Genomic DNA, 17412 nt, shown 5'->3' with positions numbered 1-17412 from the left:
CACCACTTTCTTGTATAGAAGAAGTTTTCCGCGTTTTTAGAATTTCTTCTTCCATGGAAGAAGAAATTCTAAAAAATTGATATACTTTCTTCCATGAAAGAAAGTAAGCCGCTGATTGATCGCTCTCGCTACCTCGATCGCATCATGCCGTTCATCGGGGCCGACGATGTCATCAAAGTGTTAGTCGGACTACGCCGAAGCGGCAAATCGGACATGCTGCGGCTCATCCAACAACGTCTTCTCTCCGAAGGTCGAACCCCTAAGCAGTTCATTTCCCTGAACTTCGAAAACTATGCTCTCGCCAAGTATCACGATCCCGACGTGCTCTATCCGTATCTCATGGATCGAATCGACGCCATCGACGGCAAGCCTTACATTTTTCTGGATGAGGTACAGGAAGTGCGAGGTTTCGAAAAGGTCGTAAACTCACTACGCGCTACAACACAGGCAGACGTGATCATCACCGGATCGAATTCCACGCTGCTGTCCGGCGAACTCGCCACCTACCTTGGCGGCCGATACGTGCAGTTCGAGATTTTCCCATTCGGATATGCAGAATTCCGCGACGCACGGCAACACATCCACGGAAATGACTCTTTTGACGCATTCGTCCAAGAAGGCGGCATGCCGTTTGTTGCCACCGGCAGTTGGAGCGAAGAAAGCCGTCGTACATATCTGACGGACATCTACCGTTCCGTCGTGCTTCGCGACGTGGTTCGACGCCATAGCATCCGCGACGTGGCGCTGTTGGAACGCATTGTCATGTTCGCCATGCAAAACACCGGCAATGTATTATCCGCAAACGCCATCGCCGCATATCTCAAGGCGGAACGTATTGAAGTCAGCACGCAGACCGTCATCAATTATCTGGAATACTGCCGCGAGGCATTTCTGCTGGAACGTATGAATCGTACTGATTTGGCCGGCAAGCAGGTGCTGAAAACACTGCAGAAGTACTATGTAGCCGATCATGGGTTACGTAACGCAATCATCGGCGACGGCACCGCACAGATACAAGGCGTGTTGGAAAACATGGTTGCGATGGAAGGACTACGCAGGGGCTATACGGTTTCCGTGGGCACAGTCAATGACAAGGAAGTCGACTTCGTGTTTGACAAAGGCGCCCAACGTCGATATGTACAGGTGACGTATCTTATCGACAGTGATAAGACCGCCGAGCGCGAGTTCGGAGTATTCCGAGACGTTCCGGATAACTACCCGAAAACCGTGGTGTCGATGGATCCGATCCTGCGCCCGCGCGACGGCATCGAACACCGGCGCATCGACGAATTCCTTCTCGCCGAAGATTGGTGATACGGCACCTGAGAAGCTTCGTAACTTGCATGAGGATGGGCCAATGCATTTGAAACATTTTGATAACGTTAAACGTGTGGAGTGGGTTCCTGCGGTTCGTTGGGAATTAGCATTCACCCCTCTTGATAAGCTTGATGCCTGGCACGTCCATACACAGCACATGTTGGGAATTAGCATTCACCCCTCTTGATAAGCTTGCAATGAGATTTCACCCAGCGAAGCATCCGTTGGGAATTAGCATTCACCCCTCTTGATAAGCTTGTCCCACGCGGGCGCGGATGACCGCGGTAGTTGGGAATTAGCATTCACCCCTCTTGATAAGCTTGATCACTTCTTGAGAGGGGCTGTTTTCTGCGGCTTACAGCATATTTTCACGATCAAAAAAAGCGTGAACAGCTCAGGCGTTTCCGCATCATCCAACTGCTCCGAATTAGAAAATCGTAACGCCGATGACCACTGATGATCACTGACATGTAGGACACGCACATATCCTTGTGCAGGTAACGCCGCTTTGATCATCTGCACCGTTGCGCGATTGCCCGCCTGAGTGGGCGTATATCTGGCATAGACGGAGTACTGCACCATACCGTAGCCCATATCCAGCAGCATGTTTCGAAAATCAGTAGCAGCATTACGCTGTTGCTTGGTCTTGACCGGCAAATCGAACATCACCAAACACCACATACCGCCGCTATCCTCATCCTTCTTCATTTCACTCCCACATATTCAGGCACGGGAAGCCGATCCATACGCCCTTCGCAGTACAAAACCATATTGTTGCGCAAAATCGTTCAAAGAACTCGGAATCGTCAGACCGGTACCATTCATCTGCTGATTGATCACCTCCACCAAATACCGTTTGACACTCCTTTCAGCAAGAGATGCCTCCGAGCCCAGTTCAGCAACCCGACGATCAATTGCCGGGCGATACGGTTCCAACAGATCATCGGCTAAGCAAAAATAGTTTCCCCGATTATGGTGGTGCATTCCCAATGCGGGAATAAGCCCGGCAGCAATAACAGCTTTGACCGCAAACCCCCGCAATACCGTATATGCATAATCCAATTGCGCATTACGGCCGACACCTTCGCCGGGCATGCGATGAAAATCCTCATCTGCCGGGAACATGAACTTCCAATACTCCCGTGCCGCATGCCCTTCACAATTCGAGGGATCTCCGGATCTTACCGAAGCAGCGATGCCTCGCAATATTCCACCTCCATCAATGCCGAGCGAGTCCAGGCAAGCGGCCTGTCCTCGTATCTTTGCTTGCACGATTCTGCCCCATGCATTCTTCCGACGCGGCAATGTCATATCCGACTGAGCCAACTGACGTTGCGTGACAGTAGTCGGCGTATCCGTCCAAGCATGCAGCGCCGCATCCGGTATCCCACGCCAGTCGCAGAGCATAACCGATACTCCATGACGAGCCATTTCATGCAATGCGGCTGCAGAACATGACACCTTCAACCCAAGCAACACCACAGCGGTCTGCGCCAACGGCACATCCGCAACCGTGTCGTCATCATCACGTTTCACACGCATATTGCCGCGCGTATATGAGATATAGCCGGACATTTCCGTGCAATCAATGACCCGCCATTGACCTTGCATGGCTCAGCCTTACTGAGACCATCGCCACGAGCACGGCATCCCCGCTCGTGAATGCCAACGAGGTTCGGCAAAGGCATTACGACGCACCACAACGGGGAAAGAACTTCCAAGAGCATTTACCGTAGAACGCCAGCCTTTTCCTTCCACTATCTTTCGAACACTCTCCGGCAAAGAAGACATTTCCGGAATATTCTTCAACCCTTCGGAGGCCAACAGTCGGGGACGCATTATTACATGCATGTTGGATTCAAAGCCAACGAGTACCCAAGTACACCGAACAATATCCGCAGAATCAGAATCGCCACACCACTCAGCAAACTCACCAATCTGGCCACTGAGTTTGCTACGCGAAAAATGCACGCGAATCTCGTCCCCAACAACCAGCCAACCAAGATACTCTGCGCATCCATCTTGAATCGCCTGTACGGTACGAGGCTCTCCCCAGCGCATCGATACCGACTGCGGAGGCAGCGGCACCGAGAATAAATCATCGCCATGGTCCTTCAATAAATCCACTTGAAACACGCGAATCATGCCATACCAAGGCTTACCGTTTCGTTTCCAGCAGCGGTACACACGTGCATGGTGAATTGCCGAACCGATGTCGGAAGAACCTCCACGGACGATAATCCGCGCCGACTGACCATCAAAGAAATTCACCTCATCATCAGCCGAATACGTAGTACCGTGCACGACGATTCGTCTCATGTCATCAGATGGCAAACCACTCTTTACGTCATAATCGGGAAGACGAGTCAACGCACACCATAACGCAGGCGTAGAGGCGCGGCGAATCAAGTCGGCGCTCATCGCATCTCCAAGATGAACGCTCTTCAACGCTTTGACGGTCGCATCGTGCGCTATCGAATTCCCAAGCTGCAACCTTACCGACTGTCTTACGGCCACTCGATCGCAGTCAAGAGCCTCATTAAGCAGTTCAAGTAACATCTCCATGCCAATACGCCACCGCTGGAACAAACCGTATTCGTCGCGCCCTTCATACGGGTATTCCTTCCAACTACGTTCGCCTTCGGCCAGCCGTCCCGAAATCATCTGAGCCTCACGTATCGAATCACGTTCGAGCAGCATCTTTGCTACAGACGGCCTCATCAGCGCGATTACAGAAGCATCCACCGCATGATGCCGACGATCGAGACGCGTCTTGTATCGGGCGCCAAAGAAATGGATGCGACCCTCCAATCCGCTTGCCCGTCGCGCTAGGGCTGTGACACGACCTTGGAAAACCAGTACCGTAACTGCGACATGAGGACGCTCCCTGTCATGTTCAGCAAGATACCGTTCCGCATTGAAATACCAGTCAATACGACGATGCAACTCATCGGCCATCCACGCGACCGATTCGATGGAACGGTTATCAATCGGGGCATCGTCTTCGGTCTGCTTGAGACGAGTCTTAACCTCTTGCTTAAAACGACGCCAAGTCTGCGGAGTATCAGCGTTCCTGTCATACAGCATATGGTCAACCCTATTCAACGCATCCTGTAGACTGACGCCACGTTTTTGCGCCTGCTCGGTTTTTGCCCACACCGAGAACAACGTTTTCGATTTGGATCGGTTGCAATCAATACATACTGCAGCCAGATTGGCACGAGTGTTCGTGGACCCCACGCCTTTGCGTGGCACGATATGATCCATTTCGCACGTGTCAAACGTAATCGGCCGGCCGCAGTACAGACATTGGCCATTCTGGCATTGTATTGCTTCAAGCCTGCGGATATCCGACGCACGGACACGGTCACGGTGTTCAGTTTCCCGCAATTGCGCAGCTATTTTAGACCGATATACACTCCGATTCCCCGTACGACGTTCATATTGTCGCGCAGTCGCCACTGAGTCGAATGCAGAACGCACATGCTCGATCTGCACAGACACGGGATCGCCCCAGCGACCACTACAATTAATTATCCACTGATTGACGATCTTCACTACTCGGTCCACCGAAGGATTGCCCAACGGCGCACCGATCGGATCCGCTGGCGGACGCCAATAATCAGACACGTGGAACAATGCCTTGCGCGCAGCATGAAGATCATCATCGGTAGTCAGCATGCGTTCGGTGAGCTTTTGCAATGTCCTCTCACCATATGCAGCACGGCCTGACGGCAAATCGACTGAATCCAGTTTAGCCAGCCCATCGTCATCCAACGAATCGATAAACTCAATGGCTTCAGAATAACTAACATCTTCATAGACATCATCAAAATCTACAGTGTTGGACAATAGTCTGATCATCGACTCCCGTGCAGCATCTGACACTTCCGCCCACCACCGTCGTAACGGTTTGGAGATCTTCCTGTCAGCTTCGCATATTCGTTGAAAAGACGTCATCCTTGGCGGGATGTTTGCAATGCGTTCTTCACCGTCGCCAGCCAATCTGCCAACGCCTCGAATCTGATTCCTCTCAATTCCAAGATGAGTCGCGATATCCGCCCAGGTGATGTCCTCCGCCGAATCAGAGGAAAGCAATGCATATGTCGACCGCTTCTCACCAAGCGTCAACGACCGTTCATGTCCATTCTCTCGAATGCGGAGATTTGTCAGCACATTCGCGATACGATACCGCTGGAACACTAATGATGCTTTTAATGCGCGCAGTTGAGAAGCATCGAATGGATCACGCCCGACCCGCTTTTCGGCAGCTCCCCGAGGTGACACTGAGCAGAATACATAACGAAATAGCGGCTCCCACTCTCTTTTAGGTATGCGCTGCACTGAGAAAATGCGCTTCAACTCATTCGCATTGTCTTCCTGCATCAGTTTCTGCGGCAATAGTCCCTCACCGTACTTGGTACTGGTCCGCAGACGCGGCGATTTCTCATATCCTGCCGACAATACAGAAACGACGAGTTGAGCAGGTGTGAAATCCTCATTGAGAACATGTCCTATACGCTGTTCTGCTCGTGATTTCAGCTCAGCATGCTGACCCGAGTACGGGTTGTCTGCCAACAACGATTCCACGCGATGGTATGGATTGCGCCATCCCCTATGCCGAGCGATATGACGTATAGCGATGGACAGATCCTCGCGACGAGTGGATTCATCCTCGATGAAAGACCCAGCCAATCGCGCGCGGACATGCCACTCTTCAAATGGCATGCTCAATGATTCAGGATCAATGAGCGGATATCCGAGCTGCGAAAGCTTGGCGTCAAGATGGTCGAGACGCTCACGACGTCTACGCACCATTCGTCTCGCCCGCCGACTCACGCCAGAGATATTTTTCCGAGTAATTGCTTCTTTGCTCTTAGTTGGATCAACTCCTCCGTCATGAATGACCGACTGCGCATTGAGAATGCGCATAGGCATGTCGTCATCATCGACCTCTATCGCGGCTAATCCCACCGAATTCAAACCTACATCAATTCCGATTCTGTAACGTGCAGTATGCACCTGCCTCATTTTCCTTCGAAGTCTTGGGTTACAGAAATAGTACCGGAAAAACGGGGCGGACTATAGTCCGCCCCTGACAGAAAACCTGCCGAGCAATCAAAGCGGCTAACTTGTCCGCTCTTATTGAGAATTAGCGTTTCTCAGTCTACTACACAAGACAAGCAGCCACGCCCGACTCAGATGTCCGAAAAGAAAATCAGCGACCGGTGCCGCCGTAGACGACGGCTTCGATCTGGTCGGAATCCAGGCCGTACGCGGTGTGCAGCGCGCGCACGGCGTCGTTGAGCTGTTCGAGCGGCACGAGCGCGGCGATGCGGATCTCGGAGGTCGAGATCATGAGCACGTTGATGCCCTTTTCGCTCAGCGCGGTGAAGAACTTCGCGGCCAGACCGGAGTGCGTCTTCATGCCGACGCCCACCACGGCCACCTTGCCGACGTTCGTGTCGATGTCGAACGAGCGGTAGCCCAGCTCGTCGTGCTTGTCGAACAGCACGTCCTCGACCTGCTTGACGGTCGATTCCGGCACGGTGAACGAGATGTCCGCGGTGCCGACCGACGCGCCGGCCTGCACGATCATGTCCACGTTCACGCCGGCGGAGGCCAGTTCGGTGAACACCTTCGCGGCCATGCCCGGCTCGTTCGGCACGCCGCGCACGGTGGCGAGCGCTTCGGAACGGTCGTGCGCGATGCCGGAGATGACCGGGGCCTCGGGGCCGAGGTCGGGGAACAGGTCGCCCATGGACTTGGCGTCCTCGTTGCTGACGGTGGTGTTGTCGCTCATGATGATTGCCTTACTCGTGAAAGTCTGAAAGTCGGTGATTGTTACGTTCGGTGGTACGTGTGGCGGCCCGGACCGCGGTCAGTCCAGGTTCGGCAGCGTGCGCGGATCGACGCCGTCCGGCACGACGAGCGTGCCCGGCCGATGCGAGAAGGAGCTGCGCACGTGCAGCGGCATGTTGAACCGCTGCGCGTATTCGACGCAGCGCAGCGCGAGCACCTTGGATCCGCAGCTGGCCATTTCGAGGATCGCGTCGTAGCCGATCACCGGGATGCGCCGTGCGGTCGGCACGATGCGCGGGTCGGCGGTGAAGATGCCGTCCACGTCGGTGTAGATCTCGCAGATGTCGGCGCCGAGGGCCACGGCCAGCGCGACGGCGGACGTGTCGGAGCCGCCGCGGCCGAGCGTGGTCGCGTCGCCCTTCGCGTTGATGCCCTGGAAGCCGGCGACGATTGCGACGTCGCCCAGCGACAGCGCGTTCTTGACGCGATCCGGCTTGACGGCCTTGATGTGGGCCGCGCCGTAGCGCGCGTCGGTGAAGAAGCCGGCCTGCTGTCCGGTGAACGAGTGCGCGCGGTCGCCTTCGGCATGGATGGCCATGGCGAGCAGGCTCATGGAGATGCGTTCGCCGGCGGTCATGAGCATGTCCATCTCGCGCTCGGGCGGGTTGGAGTCGATGCTCAGCGCCTGATCGATCAGGTCATCGGTGGTGTCGCCCATGGCGGAGACGACCACGGCCACTTTGTTGCCTTTTTTCTTCGTCTCGACGACGCGCTTGGCCACGCGCTTGATCGAATCGGTATCGGCGACCGAGGAACCGCCGTACTTCTGCACGATGAGAGCCACTGCTGTCCATTCTCTCTTGGGATTACATTGCCGCCTATTCTACGTAAGCGGCACGATTATAAGGATCATGGCATCATTGCCATGAACGCGCACCCATCATGCGGACGCAATGCCTGCCGCCCGAACCGTCTACTTCGGCCAGCCCTTGGGCGTATGCTCCAGCGACCACACGCCGAGACGATGCGAGAAGCTGCGCTCCCACTTGGCTTCGAGCTCTTCGGGGGTCAGTCGGTTCTCGGCCTTCTTGAGGCGGTTCATCGCGTTCGTGTGCGTATCGTCGAGCAGCCACTTGCGGATCACGAAGTTCCACACCATGACCACGGCGGTGGCGATCAGCTTGCCGACGTTCGTGCGCAGCAGGTATTCGGCGTGCTGCGACACGTACGCGTCGTGGTTCATGCCGTACGTCGAGATCCAGATGATCGCGTCGTTCATGAGCAGGCCGACCACGGCGGCGGCCACGAAGATCACGATCTCCATCCAGCGCGCCATGTCGGGACGGTGCTTGAACACGAACTTCATGCTCGCCAGATAGTTGAAGATCAGGGAGATGATGAACGAGATGGTCGCGGCGACCACGTTGTGCATGTGGAACACGCCGACCAACAGGTTCAGGATGCCCCAGTCGATGACGAACGCGATCACACCCACGATGCCGAATTTCATAAGCTGCGCAATCAGTTTCTTCACGGGAAACATTTAACACGTTGCGTTTGACTCGGCCCGATCAGGTGCGGCCGGACCGGATCGCGCGCGGTCGTGCGCGATTAGGATGGAGGGTGACGTTAGACCCATCCGATCAAGGAGGAATCATGCCCGTCATTCACACCCACGTTTCCGTCAAGACCACGCCCGAGCAGCGCGAGGCGCTCAAGGCCGCGTACGGCAAGGCGATCAGCGCCGTGCCCGGCAAGTCCGAGGGTTGGCTGATGTGCCCGTTCGAGGATGACATGCCGATCTACTTCGCCGGCGACGACAGCAAGCCGGCCGCGTACGTCGAGGTGAACGTGTTCGGACGTTCCGTGCCGGGTTCGGCTTGGGAGAAGCTGACCGAGTCGATCATGGCCGCGCTCGAGGGCACGCTCGGCATCCCGCAGGATCGCACGTACATCCGCTACACGGCCACCACCGACTGGGGCTGGAACGGCGGCAACTTCTAGTCGCTCACCTCACCTGCGGGAAGCCTCCGGGCTCCCCGCTTTACGGTTCGGGGCGGCAACTTCCGAGTTGCCCGCAATCACAAATGACCTACGCGGGTCAGCGCGGGCGTGAGGCGGCGACGCGACGCGCCTGTTCGGCGGTCGCGTTGATCCGCGCCAACGCCTCGCGCTGATCCGCATTCTGATGCCGTTCCGGCTCGAACGCACCGTAGCGGCGTTCGACGGCCGTGCGGATCAGGAAATCCGCGACCGCCGGGTTCTTCGGCAATAGCGACCCGTGCATGTACGTGCCGATCACGTTGTTCACGCGCGCGCCTTCGGTATGGTCCTCGCCGTTGTTGCCGCAACCGTCCGCGTCCACCCGGCCGAACGGACGCACGCCGTCGCGCAGGAACGTCTGTCCGGAATGGTTCTCGTAGCCGATCACGTCGCCGAAATCATCGCTGTGTTCGACGAGGTTGCCGATCATGCGCACGTCCTGGCCGACCGTGTACGCGCCGATCACGCCGATGCCGTCGAGCCGCGTGCCGTCGACCGTCTCGAAGTACTCGCCGAACAGCTGGTACAGGCCGCAGATCATGAGCATCGGCACGCCGTCGGCAGCCAGATCGCGCAACGTGTCCGCCCGCAGGAACAGGTCGTCGATGATCTTCTTCTGACCGGTGTCCTGGCCGCCGCCGCCGAGGATCATGTCGACGTGGTCCGGCCATTCGTCGCCCTGGTTGTATGCGGTGACGCGAGGCTCGTAGCCGTAGAGCGCGAGCCGGCGCGTGACGGTGAGCACGTTGCCGGAGTCGCCGTAGATGTTCATGTCCTTCGGGTACAGGGACATGATGTCGATCGTGGTCATATTAAAGCTCCTTGAAAGAACGACTGCATCACTGGCCGACGCCGGCGTCGGCGACGTCGGCGATGCGGGCGAGCGCGGCGCGCACCTTGAGCATGGCGGTGTACGTGCAGTAGATGTGCTTGCGACGGCCGGGCCGCGCCGGGTCAGGCCTGACGAACGCGGCGAGCGCGGCGTCGATGTCGGTGTCGACCGCACCGACCGGCACCCGGTCGTATTCGAGGCGCAATGCCATGTCCCACGCGCGCATGCCGGAGACCTGTTTCACGCCCGTTTCACGCAGGCTGGTGAAGTCGACGTCCCACAGCCAGCTCATGTCGCGGCCGTCGGCGTACTCGTCGTTGATGACGATCATCGTGTCGGTATCGGCGTTCGGCGGGAAGCTGGCGAGCGAGAGGCGGAAGCCCATCGGGTTTTTGACGAGCAGCAGTTCGGTCGGCTGGCCGTTGACGTCGATGACCTCGCCGCGGCCGAATGCCGGCGTGACATGGGAGACCGCGGCGAGCAGGGTTTCGATGCGGGCCTCGCGTACCAGTTGGACGCGTTCGAAGAGGTCGCCGTCATGCTCGATGGCCGACCGCAGTCCCGCGAACGTCCGCTCGCGAGGGGTTTCCTCGCGCGGGCCGCCAATGCCGCCGCATACCGTCAGGATGCCGAACCGTTCCGCATCGGCCTGCACCGCGCGCACGACGGCGAGCGCGGCGGCGGCGTTGTACAGGTTGTACACGCCTTCGAGCCTGACGGTGGTGGTGCGCGGTTCGGATTCGCCGGCGATGAGGAAATCGGCCTCATGATCGCCCACGCGGGTGAGGGTCACGTCGGCGGGGAGCGCGGCCGTCGCGGATACGGACCCCCTCAGTCCGGCTGCGCCGGACAGCTCCCCCTCCCGGGGGGAGCAAGACTCTACTGGAGGCTCTCCCGATGCTCCCCCCGGGAGGGGGAGCTGTCCGCGCAGCGGACTGAGGGGGTCGCTGGCTTCCGCCGTCGCCGCTCCTTCGACCGCGACCGTGGTCGCCATGTCGTCGTCGGACGGGAAGAACGCGCGCAGGTCGTCGCTCAGTCCGAAATACCGCACGTCGGCGCCCGGCTCGCGCACGAGATCGGCCAATCGCGCGATGCGCGGGTCCTCGCGGTTCAATACCACCGTGCCGGTCGTCGCCTCGGCCACATGGCCGAGCAGGCGCGCGGTGTTGTCGATCTCGCCGAACCGGTCGAGCTGGTCGCGCATCACGTTGAGCAGCAACGCATACCGCGGCTTGACCTGCCGCACAAAATGCACGGCGTACGCCTCGTCCAGTTCGAGCACGGCGATGTCGGCGTCCAGCCGGCCGCCGAGCGTCACCTGTTCCAGCAGTGCGGAGACGACGCCGCGCGTGAAGTTCGATCCGGTCGGGTTCGTGAACACGCGCAGTCCCAGTTCGGACAGCATCGACGCGACCATGCGCGTGGTCGTCGTCTTGCCGTTCGTGCCGGAGACGAGCACGACGCCGAGCGGCAGTTGGGCCAGCGTGCGCGCGAGGAATCCGGGATCGATCCGTTCGACGACCTTGCCCGGGAACGCCGAGCCGCCGTGACGGGTCAGTCTTGCGGCCTTGCGCACGAGCTTGCCGATGGCCGGCGTCGCGAAGGAATTCCATGCCTTGCCGTCACGCGCACGTGCCGTATTCGTGTTGTCGTTCGCGTTGCCGTGATTGTCACGTCCCATCGTCACACCCCCTGGCTGTTGTAATCCTGCGGCATGTTGTTGAAGCGGGAACGGTCGCCCTGGAAGACCAGATGGAAGGTTTCGGTCGGGCCGTTGCGGTGCTTCGCCATGATGATGTCCGCCTCGCCGGGCCGGTCCTCCTTGTCGTAGAAGTCCGGACGGTGCACGAGGAACACCACGTCGGCGTCCTGTTCGATCGAGCCGGATTCACGCAGGTCGGACAGCTGCGGCTTCTTGTCGTTGCGCATTTCCGGACCGCGGTTGAGCTGCGAGAGCGCCACGACCGGCACTTCGAGCTCCTTGGCGAGCAGCTTGAGCGCGCGGGAGAACTCGGACACCTCCTGCTGGCGGCTTTCGACGTGCTTGCCGGAGGTCATGAGCTGCAGGTAGTCGATCACGACGAGCTTCAAATCGTTGGTCTGCTTGAGCCGGCGGCATTTCGCGCGGATCTCCATCAGCGACATGTTCGGGCTGTCGTCGATGAACAGGGGCGCGTCGTGCAGCTTGTTCCAGAAGGTGTTGAGCGTGTTCCAGCGCTCCGGCGTGATGTCGTCGGCGCGGCGCATCGCCACGAGCGGAATGTTCGTTTCGGCCGAGATGATGCGCTGTGCGAGCTCGACCTTGCTCATCTCGAGGCTGAACACGATCGTGGTCATGCCGTGGTGCAGCGAGGCGGCGCGCGCGAAGTCGATGCCGAGCGTGGACTTGCCCATGGCCGGACGGCCGGCGACGACGATCATCTGGCCGGGCTGCAGGCCCTGCGTCACGTCGTCGATGTCGGTGAATCCGGTCGGCACGCCCTTTTCCATCTGGCCGTTCTGCAGCTTGTCGAGCTGGTCGAGCGCGTCGTGCACGACCGGGCCGATCGCCTGGTAGTCCTGACGCACCTTGCCGACGGACATCTCGTACACCTCGGCCTGTGCGAGGTTGACGACGTCCTCGGCCTGCGATCCTTCGGCGGAATAGCCGAGCTGGGCGATCTTGGTGCCTGCGGCGATCACGTTGCGCAGCACCGCGCGCTGGTGCACGATGTCGGCGTAGTACGTGGCGTTCGCGGCGGTCGGCACGGAGGCGACGAGGCTGTGCAGGTAGTCGGCGCCGCCGACCTTGTCGAGGTCGCCGTCGGCGAGCAGCTTGTTGGCGACAAGCACCACGTCGACCGGCTGCGACGCCGAGAACAGGCCGATGATCGCGTCGTAGATCGTCTGATGCTTCGGCTGGTAGAAGTCGGTGACGTCGATCATCTGCGACACTTCGCCGATGGCGTCCTTGCTCATCAGCATGCCGCCGAGCACGGCCATCTCCGCGTCGTCGTCGTGCGGCGGGACGCGGTCGAACAGCGCGTCGCGCACCGGCGCATCGCCGCCGGTGCCGCCCGCCGCGGAACCGTTGCCGCGGCGGTTCTCTTCCCAAGTGTTTCCGTCTGCCATAGTCACCGAGTATAGAGCGCCCTCGGCATACCCGGCCGTTTTTTACCGGCGTCTACCGAGCGGGCAGAGCCGGCAGAGCTGGACGGGTTGGCCGGGTTGGCCGAGGGCGAACGGCTTGCCGGCGGCGGTCTACCGCACCGGCCGCGGTTCGAATCCGGTCTTCTCGCCGATCACGCGGATCGCGTGAGCGTCTCGTTCGGCGAACGTGCGGTCGTCGAGCATGACCACGCGGTCGGCGTACGGCGACTCGTTCAGCACCTTCATCAGCGTTTCGTGGAACCTGTACCGGTCGGACGCCCACTGCATCGCACGGAACCCGTCGTCCACGTATTCGGTGACGGGCGGGATCACGAGCACCAGATCGGGCCTCTCCTGCCGGATCACCATGTCGAACGTCGAGTCGAGCCGCGCGGCTTCCTCGGGCGGCAGGTACCGTTCGACGTAGGTCTTGGTGACCATCGCGTCGGTGTCGAGGAAGACGATGCCGTGGTTCGCGTCGGAGGCGAGCGCCTGCTCGTTCTGCGCGAACTTGCTCAGGATCAGCCGCTGGTAGTCGAATGCGGTGAGCTCGTCGTCGTCCACGTTGCGGGCCTCCTCGAACTCACGCGCGTATTCGACGGCGATCGGGGCGTCGAACAGCTTCGACAGGCGCGTGACCATCGTGGTCTTGCCGACGGACGCGCTGCCGACGACGAGCACGATCGTCGTGAATTCGCGGCGGAACGTGTGGTTGATGACCGGCCAGTATGCACGGTTATGCGGGGCGGCGCAGATCGTGCGCTGCAGTTCGTCGGAACCGTCGACGAACTCGCCCACGGACCAATGGTCGTCGCCGTCCCACGCGTTGCGCAGCGCACGGTCGACGTCGCGGATGTCGGTGACGACCGTGAACGTCGGCTTCGCGGCGACGGAGGCCGGGTCGATGGCCGATCGGACGACGTCCTTGAGCTGTTTGATCCACGCGGGCGCGTCCGCGGACGTTTCGGTATCGGACCAGATGAGTTTCTTCGGGCTGATCGCCGGATCGTCGTTGAACGCCTCGCGCAAGTAGCGGTAGCGGTTGCGCGCGCTCAGGCCGGTCAGCGAGTCGAGGCCGATGCCGTCGGCCGGGTCGGGTCGGGAGGCGAGCACGAGGATCACGCCGTCGTAGTTCGAGGCGAGGTCGTAGATGCGACGTTCCAGACCGGCGTGCAGCGGGCTGAACCGGCTGACGAGCACGGCGAAACGCGAACCGGCCAGCGGCGCGGTGGACAGGTTGCAGCTGGGCATCGCGGATCAGGCCTTCGCGACGGCGGGTTGGGCGGCGACGGGCTGCTCAGAGGCACGCTCGGCCGCGGCGGAGACGCTGTCCTTGTGGAACCACACCCACGTGCCGTAGAAGCCGTTGACGAGCATGACGACCTGCAGCACGAACATCGACATCGCGCCCGGGCCGCCGGCGGCGAGCTGGTTCCACCAGATGACGACCTTGATGACGTCGAGCAGCAGCCATGCGATCCACTGCGAACGGTAGCCGTAGGTCATGAGCACCTGGCCGATGATGCCGAGCGGCAGCAGCGTGCCGTCGAGCCAGATCTGCACGCCGCCGGTCGCATGCGAGGTGAACACGACGATCAGGTAGACGGCGACGGTGAAGACGACGGCGAGCAGGCCCTGCCACCAGGTGATGTTGCGGGCCTTGACCTCGGCCGAGCCGACGGCGGACGCGTCGGAGCCGGCGCTCTTCTGGCGGTCGAGCTGGCGCTGCCAGACATACACGCCGACGAACTGCATGACGACGTAGAAGATCTGGGAGAAGATGTCGCCGACGAGGTGGTTCAGCACGGCGACCCACAGCCAGGTGGCGCAGCCGAGGAAGCCCCACAGGTAGTTGGTCAGGCGACCGCGGTCGACGAGGATGAGGTTGAAGACGATGCAGATGCCGGAGATCAGGCCGATCCAGTCGGCCAGACCGTAGGAGCCGGCGAAGACGAAGGAGATGATCTGCGCGAGCAGCATCACTGCGATGAGCAGGAATTCGCCGGGCTTGAAATCGGTCAGTTCGCGCAGCACGCGCTTGGGGTTGACGGCGTTCCTCACGCCGTTCATCAGGTCGTTCATCGGTACCTCTCTCCGTGGGCTCCGCGGTGTCTTGCGTTCGGTTCGCGCCGCGGATGATATGTCATGGATCATGTGTCACGGATACGGTACAACGAGATATAGTCACAACGACTATTAGTCGTCCGACTGTCGGACGCCCCACCTCCGAAGCCCCGAGCAAACGCAGCCGTCATCTTCCGTTCACAGTGGCGCCATCGGCGCGACACGCACGGATTGTGCAATGTGGATAAGAAAATCGAGTTATCCACATTTCGGGGATCAACCTGTGCACAATCCACCGAGTTATCCACATATTGGGGATAACTCGGTGCATAACTTGGGGATAACCCGTGGATAACCGATTGCGCGTGGACAATCCATTTGCCTTTCACAGGTCAATGTGATATAGGCCACATGCGCACATTAAATGCCGCAACAAGACACAACACGACCGCAACCGCCGATACGGAACGCGGCCTCTCCATTACCGTCTCCCGCACGCATCACATTGAGCACGGCAATTGAGTACGGTAGTGGATCATGACCATCACGAACCGCGACGACCAGCCCTCGTCTCGCACGCCAGCGGCCTCGGCGCAATCCGGCGACACTCCCGCTCCGCCATCCGCAACGTCCGCCTCCTCCTTCGCATCCGCGAACCGGCGCATCCTCGCGCTGGCGATCCCCACGTTCGGGCAGCTCATCGCCGAGCCGGCATTCATCCTCATCGACACGGCCATCGTCGGACACATCGACGACGCGGCACTGGCCGGACTTTCGGTCGGTTCGACCATTATTCTCACCACGGTCGGCCTGTGCGTGTTTTTGGCGTACGGCACCACGTCGCAGGTGGCGCGGCTGATCGGCTCGGGCCGGCGACGCGAGGGACTCGAGGCGGGCATCGACGGATTGTGGCTGGCGCTGGGCATCGGCATGGTCGTTTCCGCCCTGCTGTTCACGGCCGCCGGGCCGCTGTGCGCGGCGATGGGCGCACGCGGGGCCGTGCTGGCGAACGCGGTCGCGTATGTGCGGACCGTGGTGTTCGGGTTGCCAGGCATGCTGCTGGTCTATGCGGCGAACGGCATTTTCCGCGGACTGCAGAAGGTGCGGATCACGCTGGTGGCGGCGGTCGCCGGCGCGGTCGTGAACACCGTGCTCGACGTGCTGTTCGTGTTCGGGTTCGGATGGGGCATCGCCGGCTCGGGAGCAGCGACGCTGATCGCGCAATGGTTCATGGGCGCATTTCTCGTCGTGCCGGCGTTGCTGTGGGCACGGTCGGACGGCGCGAGTTGGAGGCCTCGGCCGGGCGGCATCATGCGCACGGCCGGCGACGGCGTGCCGTTGTTCGTGCGCACGCTGGCGCTGCGCGCTTCGATGGTGGGCACGGTGGTGCTGGCCACGCATATGGGAGTGACCGTGCTGGCCGGATATCAGGCCGTCAATTCGAGCTGGAATTTCGTGATCAACATGCTGGACGCGATCGGCATCGCGGGGCAGACGCTCGTCGCCACGGAACTGGGCGCGGGCCGGCGCGACGGCGCCCGGGCCATGACCCGTGTGGCGGGGCGCGCCGGGTTGTTGTCCGGAGCGGCGCTCGGCGTCGGGCTCGCCGTCATCGGGTCGGCCGCGGCGCCCCTGTTCTCCCCCACGCCCGAGGTGCGGCACCTGATCGTCGTGGGATGCCTCGTGCTGGCCGTGTTCCTGCCGCTCGGCGGCTGGATGTGGGCGCTTGACGGCATTCTCATCGGCGCCGGCGATTACCGGTATCTGGCCATCGGCTGTACCGTGACCACCGCGATCTACCTGCCGGCGCTGGTCGCCGTCAACGCGCTGGATGGCTGTCTCATCACGGGCGATACCGCGCGAATGGTCGCGTTGTGGGTCATCATCAACGTGCTGTTCGTCGGCGTGCGGGCCGTATTCAACGGTCTGCGCGTCCGCACCGATCGTTGGATGCGCTGATCGCACCGCCGCAATGAGCCGGTTTGACGATCAAGAGGTTAAAACCGGCCCCGTCAAAGACCGGATTCAGCCTCTCGATCGTCAAACCTCACATCGTTTCGCAAACCTTGAGGCAGGTTCCTCATCCCGCAAGGGTCATTCCGCAAACTCTGAGGCAGCGCGTTCGTCGCACCGCGCTATTTTGGAGCGGAAACGGAGGTCCGGAGGCCTGTTTGAACGAGGGCACTGCCTCAAGGTTTGCAGAAAGACCTCGCCCGCCGAGAAAA

The 17412-nt window shown here is 60.3% G+C and carries 13 protein-coding genes and 1 pseudogene; 3 read left to right on the top strand and 11 right to left on the bottom strand.

All coding sequences use genetic code 11. The features are described 5' to 3' along the window. Positions 1-93 precede the first annotated feature (93 nt). The gene (locus tag GFD25_RS03570; RefSeq protein WP_204314757.1) at positions 94-1314 is read left to right on the top strand and encodes an ATP-binding protein; all 1221 of its coding nucleotides are present in this window, start codon (positions 94-96) and stop codon (positions 1312-1314) included. 327 nt (positions 1315-1641) lie between these two features. On the opposite strand, the gene cas2 is transcribed toward GFD25_RS03570, so the two are convergent. From cas2 to GFD25_RS03540, 6 genes and pseudogenes are all read right to left on the bottom strand, one after another. Further along, complete coding sequence (cas2, locus tag GFD25_RS03565; RefSeq protein ID WP_163230051.1) at positions 1642-2025, bottom strand: CRISPR-associated endonuclease Cas2; 384 nt, start codon at positions 2023-2025, stop codon at positions 1642-1644. After that, positions 2022-2928: pseudogene (cas1, locus tag GFD25_RS03560) on the bottom strand (type II CRISPR-associated endonuclease Cas1). Before cas1 ends, cas2 begins: the two are co-directional and overlap by 4 nt. 9 nt (positions 2929-2937) lie before the next feature. Further along, on the bottom strand, positions 2938-6348 hold the full coding sequence (gene cas9 / locus GFD25_RS03555) for a type II CRISPR RNA-guided endonuclease Cas9 (RefSeq protein ID WP_204314756.1): 3411 nt from the start codon (positions 6346-6348) through the stop codon (positions 2938-2940). Positions 6349-6535: 187 nt separating this feature from the next. Then, positions 6536-7120, bottom strand: a complete 585-nt coding sequence (locus GFD25_RS03550) for an ACT domain-containing protein (RefSeq protein WP_163230049.1) — start codon at positions 7118-7120, stop codon at positions 6536-6538. 78 nt (positions 7121-7198) lie between these two features. Further along, entirely contained in the window at positions 7199-7963 is a 765-nt protein-coding gene (locus tag GFD25_RS03545; protein ID WP_163230047.1) for an aspartate kinase, read from the bottom strand. A gap of 129 nt (positions 7964-8092) precedes the next feature. Continuing rightward, the gene (locus tag GFD25_RS03540) at positions 8093-8629 is read right to left on the bottom strand and encodes a GtrA family protein (protein ID WP_163230148.1); all 537 of its coding nucleotides are present in this window, start codon (positions 8627-8629) and stop codon (positions 8093-8095) included. A gap of 146 nt (positions 8630-8775) precedes the next feature. Here GFD25_RS03540 and GFD25_RS03535 point away from each other — a divergent pair, with 146 nt between their 5' ends. Continuing rightward, positions 8776-9123 (top strand): tautomerase family protein, encoded by a 348-nt coding sequence (locus tag GFD25_RS03535; RefSeq protein ID WP_163230045.1) that lies wholly within the window; start codon positions 8776-8778, stop codon positions 9121-9123. A 97-nt stretch (positions 9124-9220) separates the two neighbouring features. Here the strand turns inward: GFD25_RS03535 and GFD25_RS03530 are convergent, their stop codons facing one another. The 5 genes from GFD25_RS03530 to pnuC form a co-directional block, all read right to left on the bottom strand. Beyond that, complete coding sequence (locus tag GFD25_RS03530) at positions 9221-9973, bottom strand: type 1 glutamine amidotransferase (RefSeq protein ID WP_163230044.1); 753 nt, start codon at positions 9971-9973, stop codon at positions 9221-9223. Between the two features lie 28 nt (positions 9974-10001). Then, positions 10002-11675 carry a Mur ligase family protein gene (locus tag GFD25_RS03525; protein WP_163230043.1) on the bottom strand — a complete coding sequence of 558 codons (1674 nt, stop codon included), beginning with the start codon at positions 11673-11675 and terminating at the stop codon, positions 10002-10004. 2 nt (positions 11676-11677) lie between these two features. Next, positions 11678-13105, bottom strand: coding sequence for a replicative DNA helicase (gene dnaB / locus GFD25_RS03520; protein ID WP_239512381.1), 1428 nt, complete (start codon positions 13103-13105; stop codon positions 11678-11680). A gap of 129 nt (positions 13106-13234) precedes the next feature. Further along, complete coding sequence (locus tag GFD25_RS03515; protein WP_163230042.1) at positions 13235-14374, bottom strand: AAA family ATPase; 1140 nt, start codon at positions 14372-14374, stop codon at positions 13235-13237. A gap of 6 nt (positions 14375-14380) precedes the next feature. Beyond that, a complete protein-coding gene (pnuC, locus tag GFD25_RS03510; protein ID WP_239512380.1) occupies positions 14381-15205 on the bottom strand; it encodes a nicotinamide riboside transporter PnuC in 825 nt (274 codons plus the stop codon). A 519-nt stretch (positions 15206-15724) separates the two neighbouring features. Here pnuC and GFD25_RS03505 point away from each other — a divergent pair. Beyond that, on the top strand, positions 15725-17146 hold the full coding sequence (locus tag GFD25_RS03505) for an MATE family efflux transporter (RefSeq protein WP_163230041.1): 1422 nt from the start codon (positions 15725-15727) through the stop codon (positions 17144-17146). Positions 17147-17412: the final 266 nt, after the last annotated feature.

The sequence above is a fragment of the Bifidobacterium aerophilum genome, from assembly GCF_010667685.1.
Classification (GTDB): Bacteria; Actinomycetota; Actinomycetes; order Actinomycetales; family Bifidobacteriaceae; genus Bifidobacterium; species Bifidobacterium aerophilum.
Note: the sequence above shows the minus strand (reverse complement) of the source record. Positions and strands in the feature narration are given on the sequence as shown.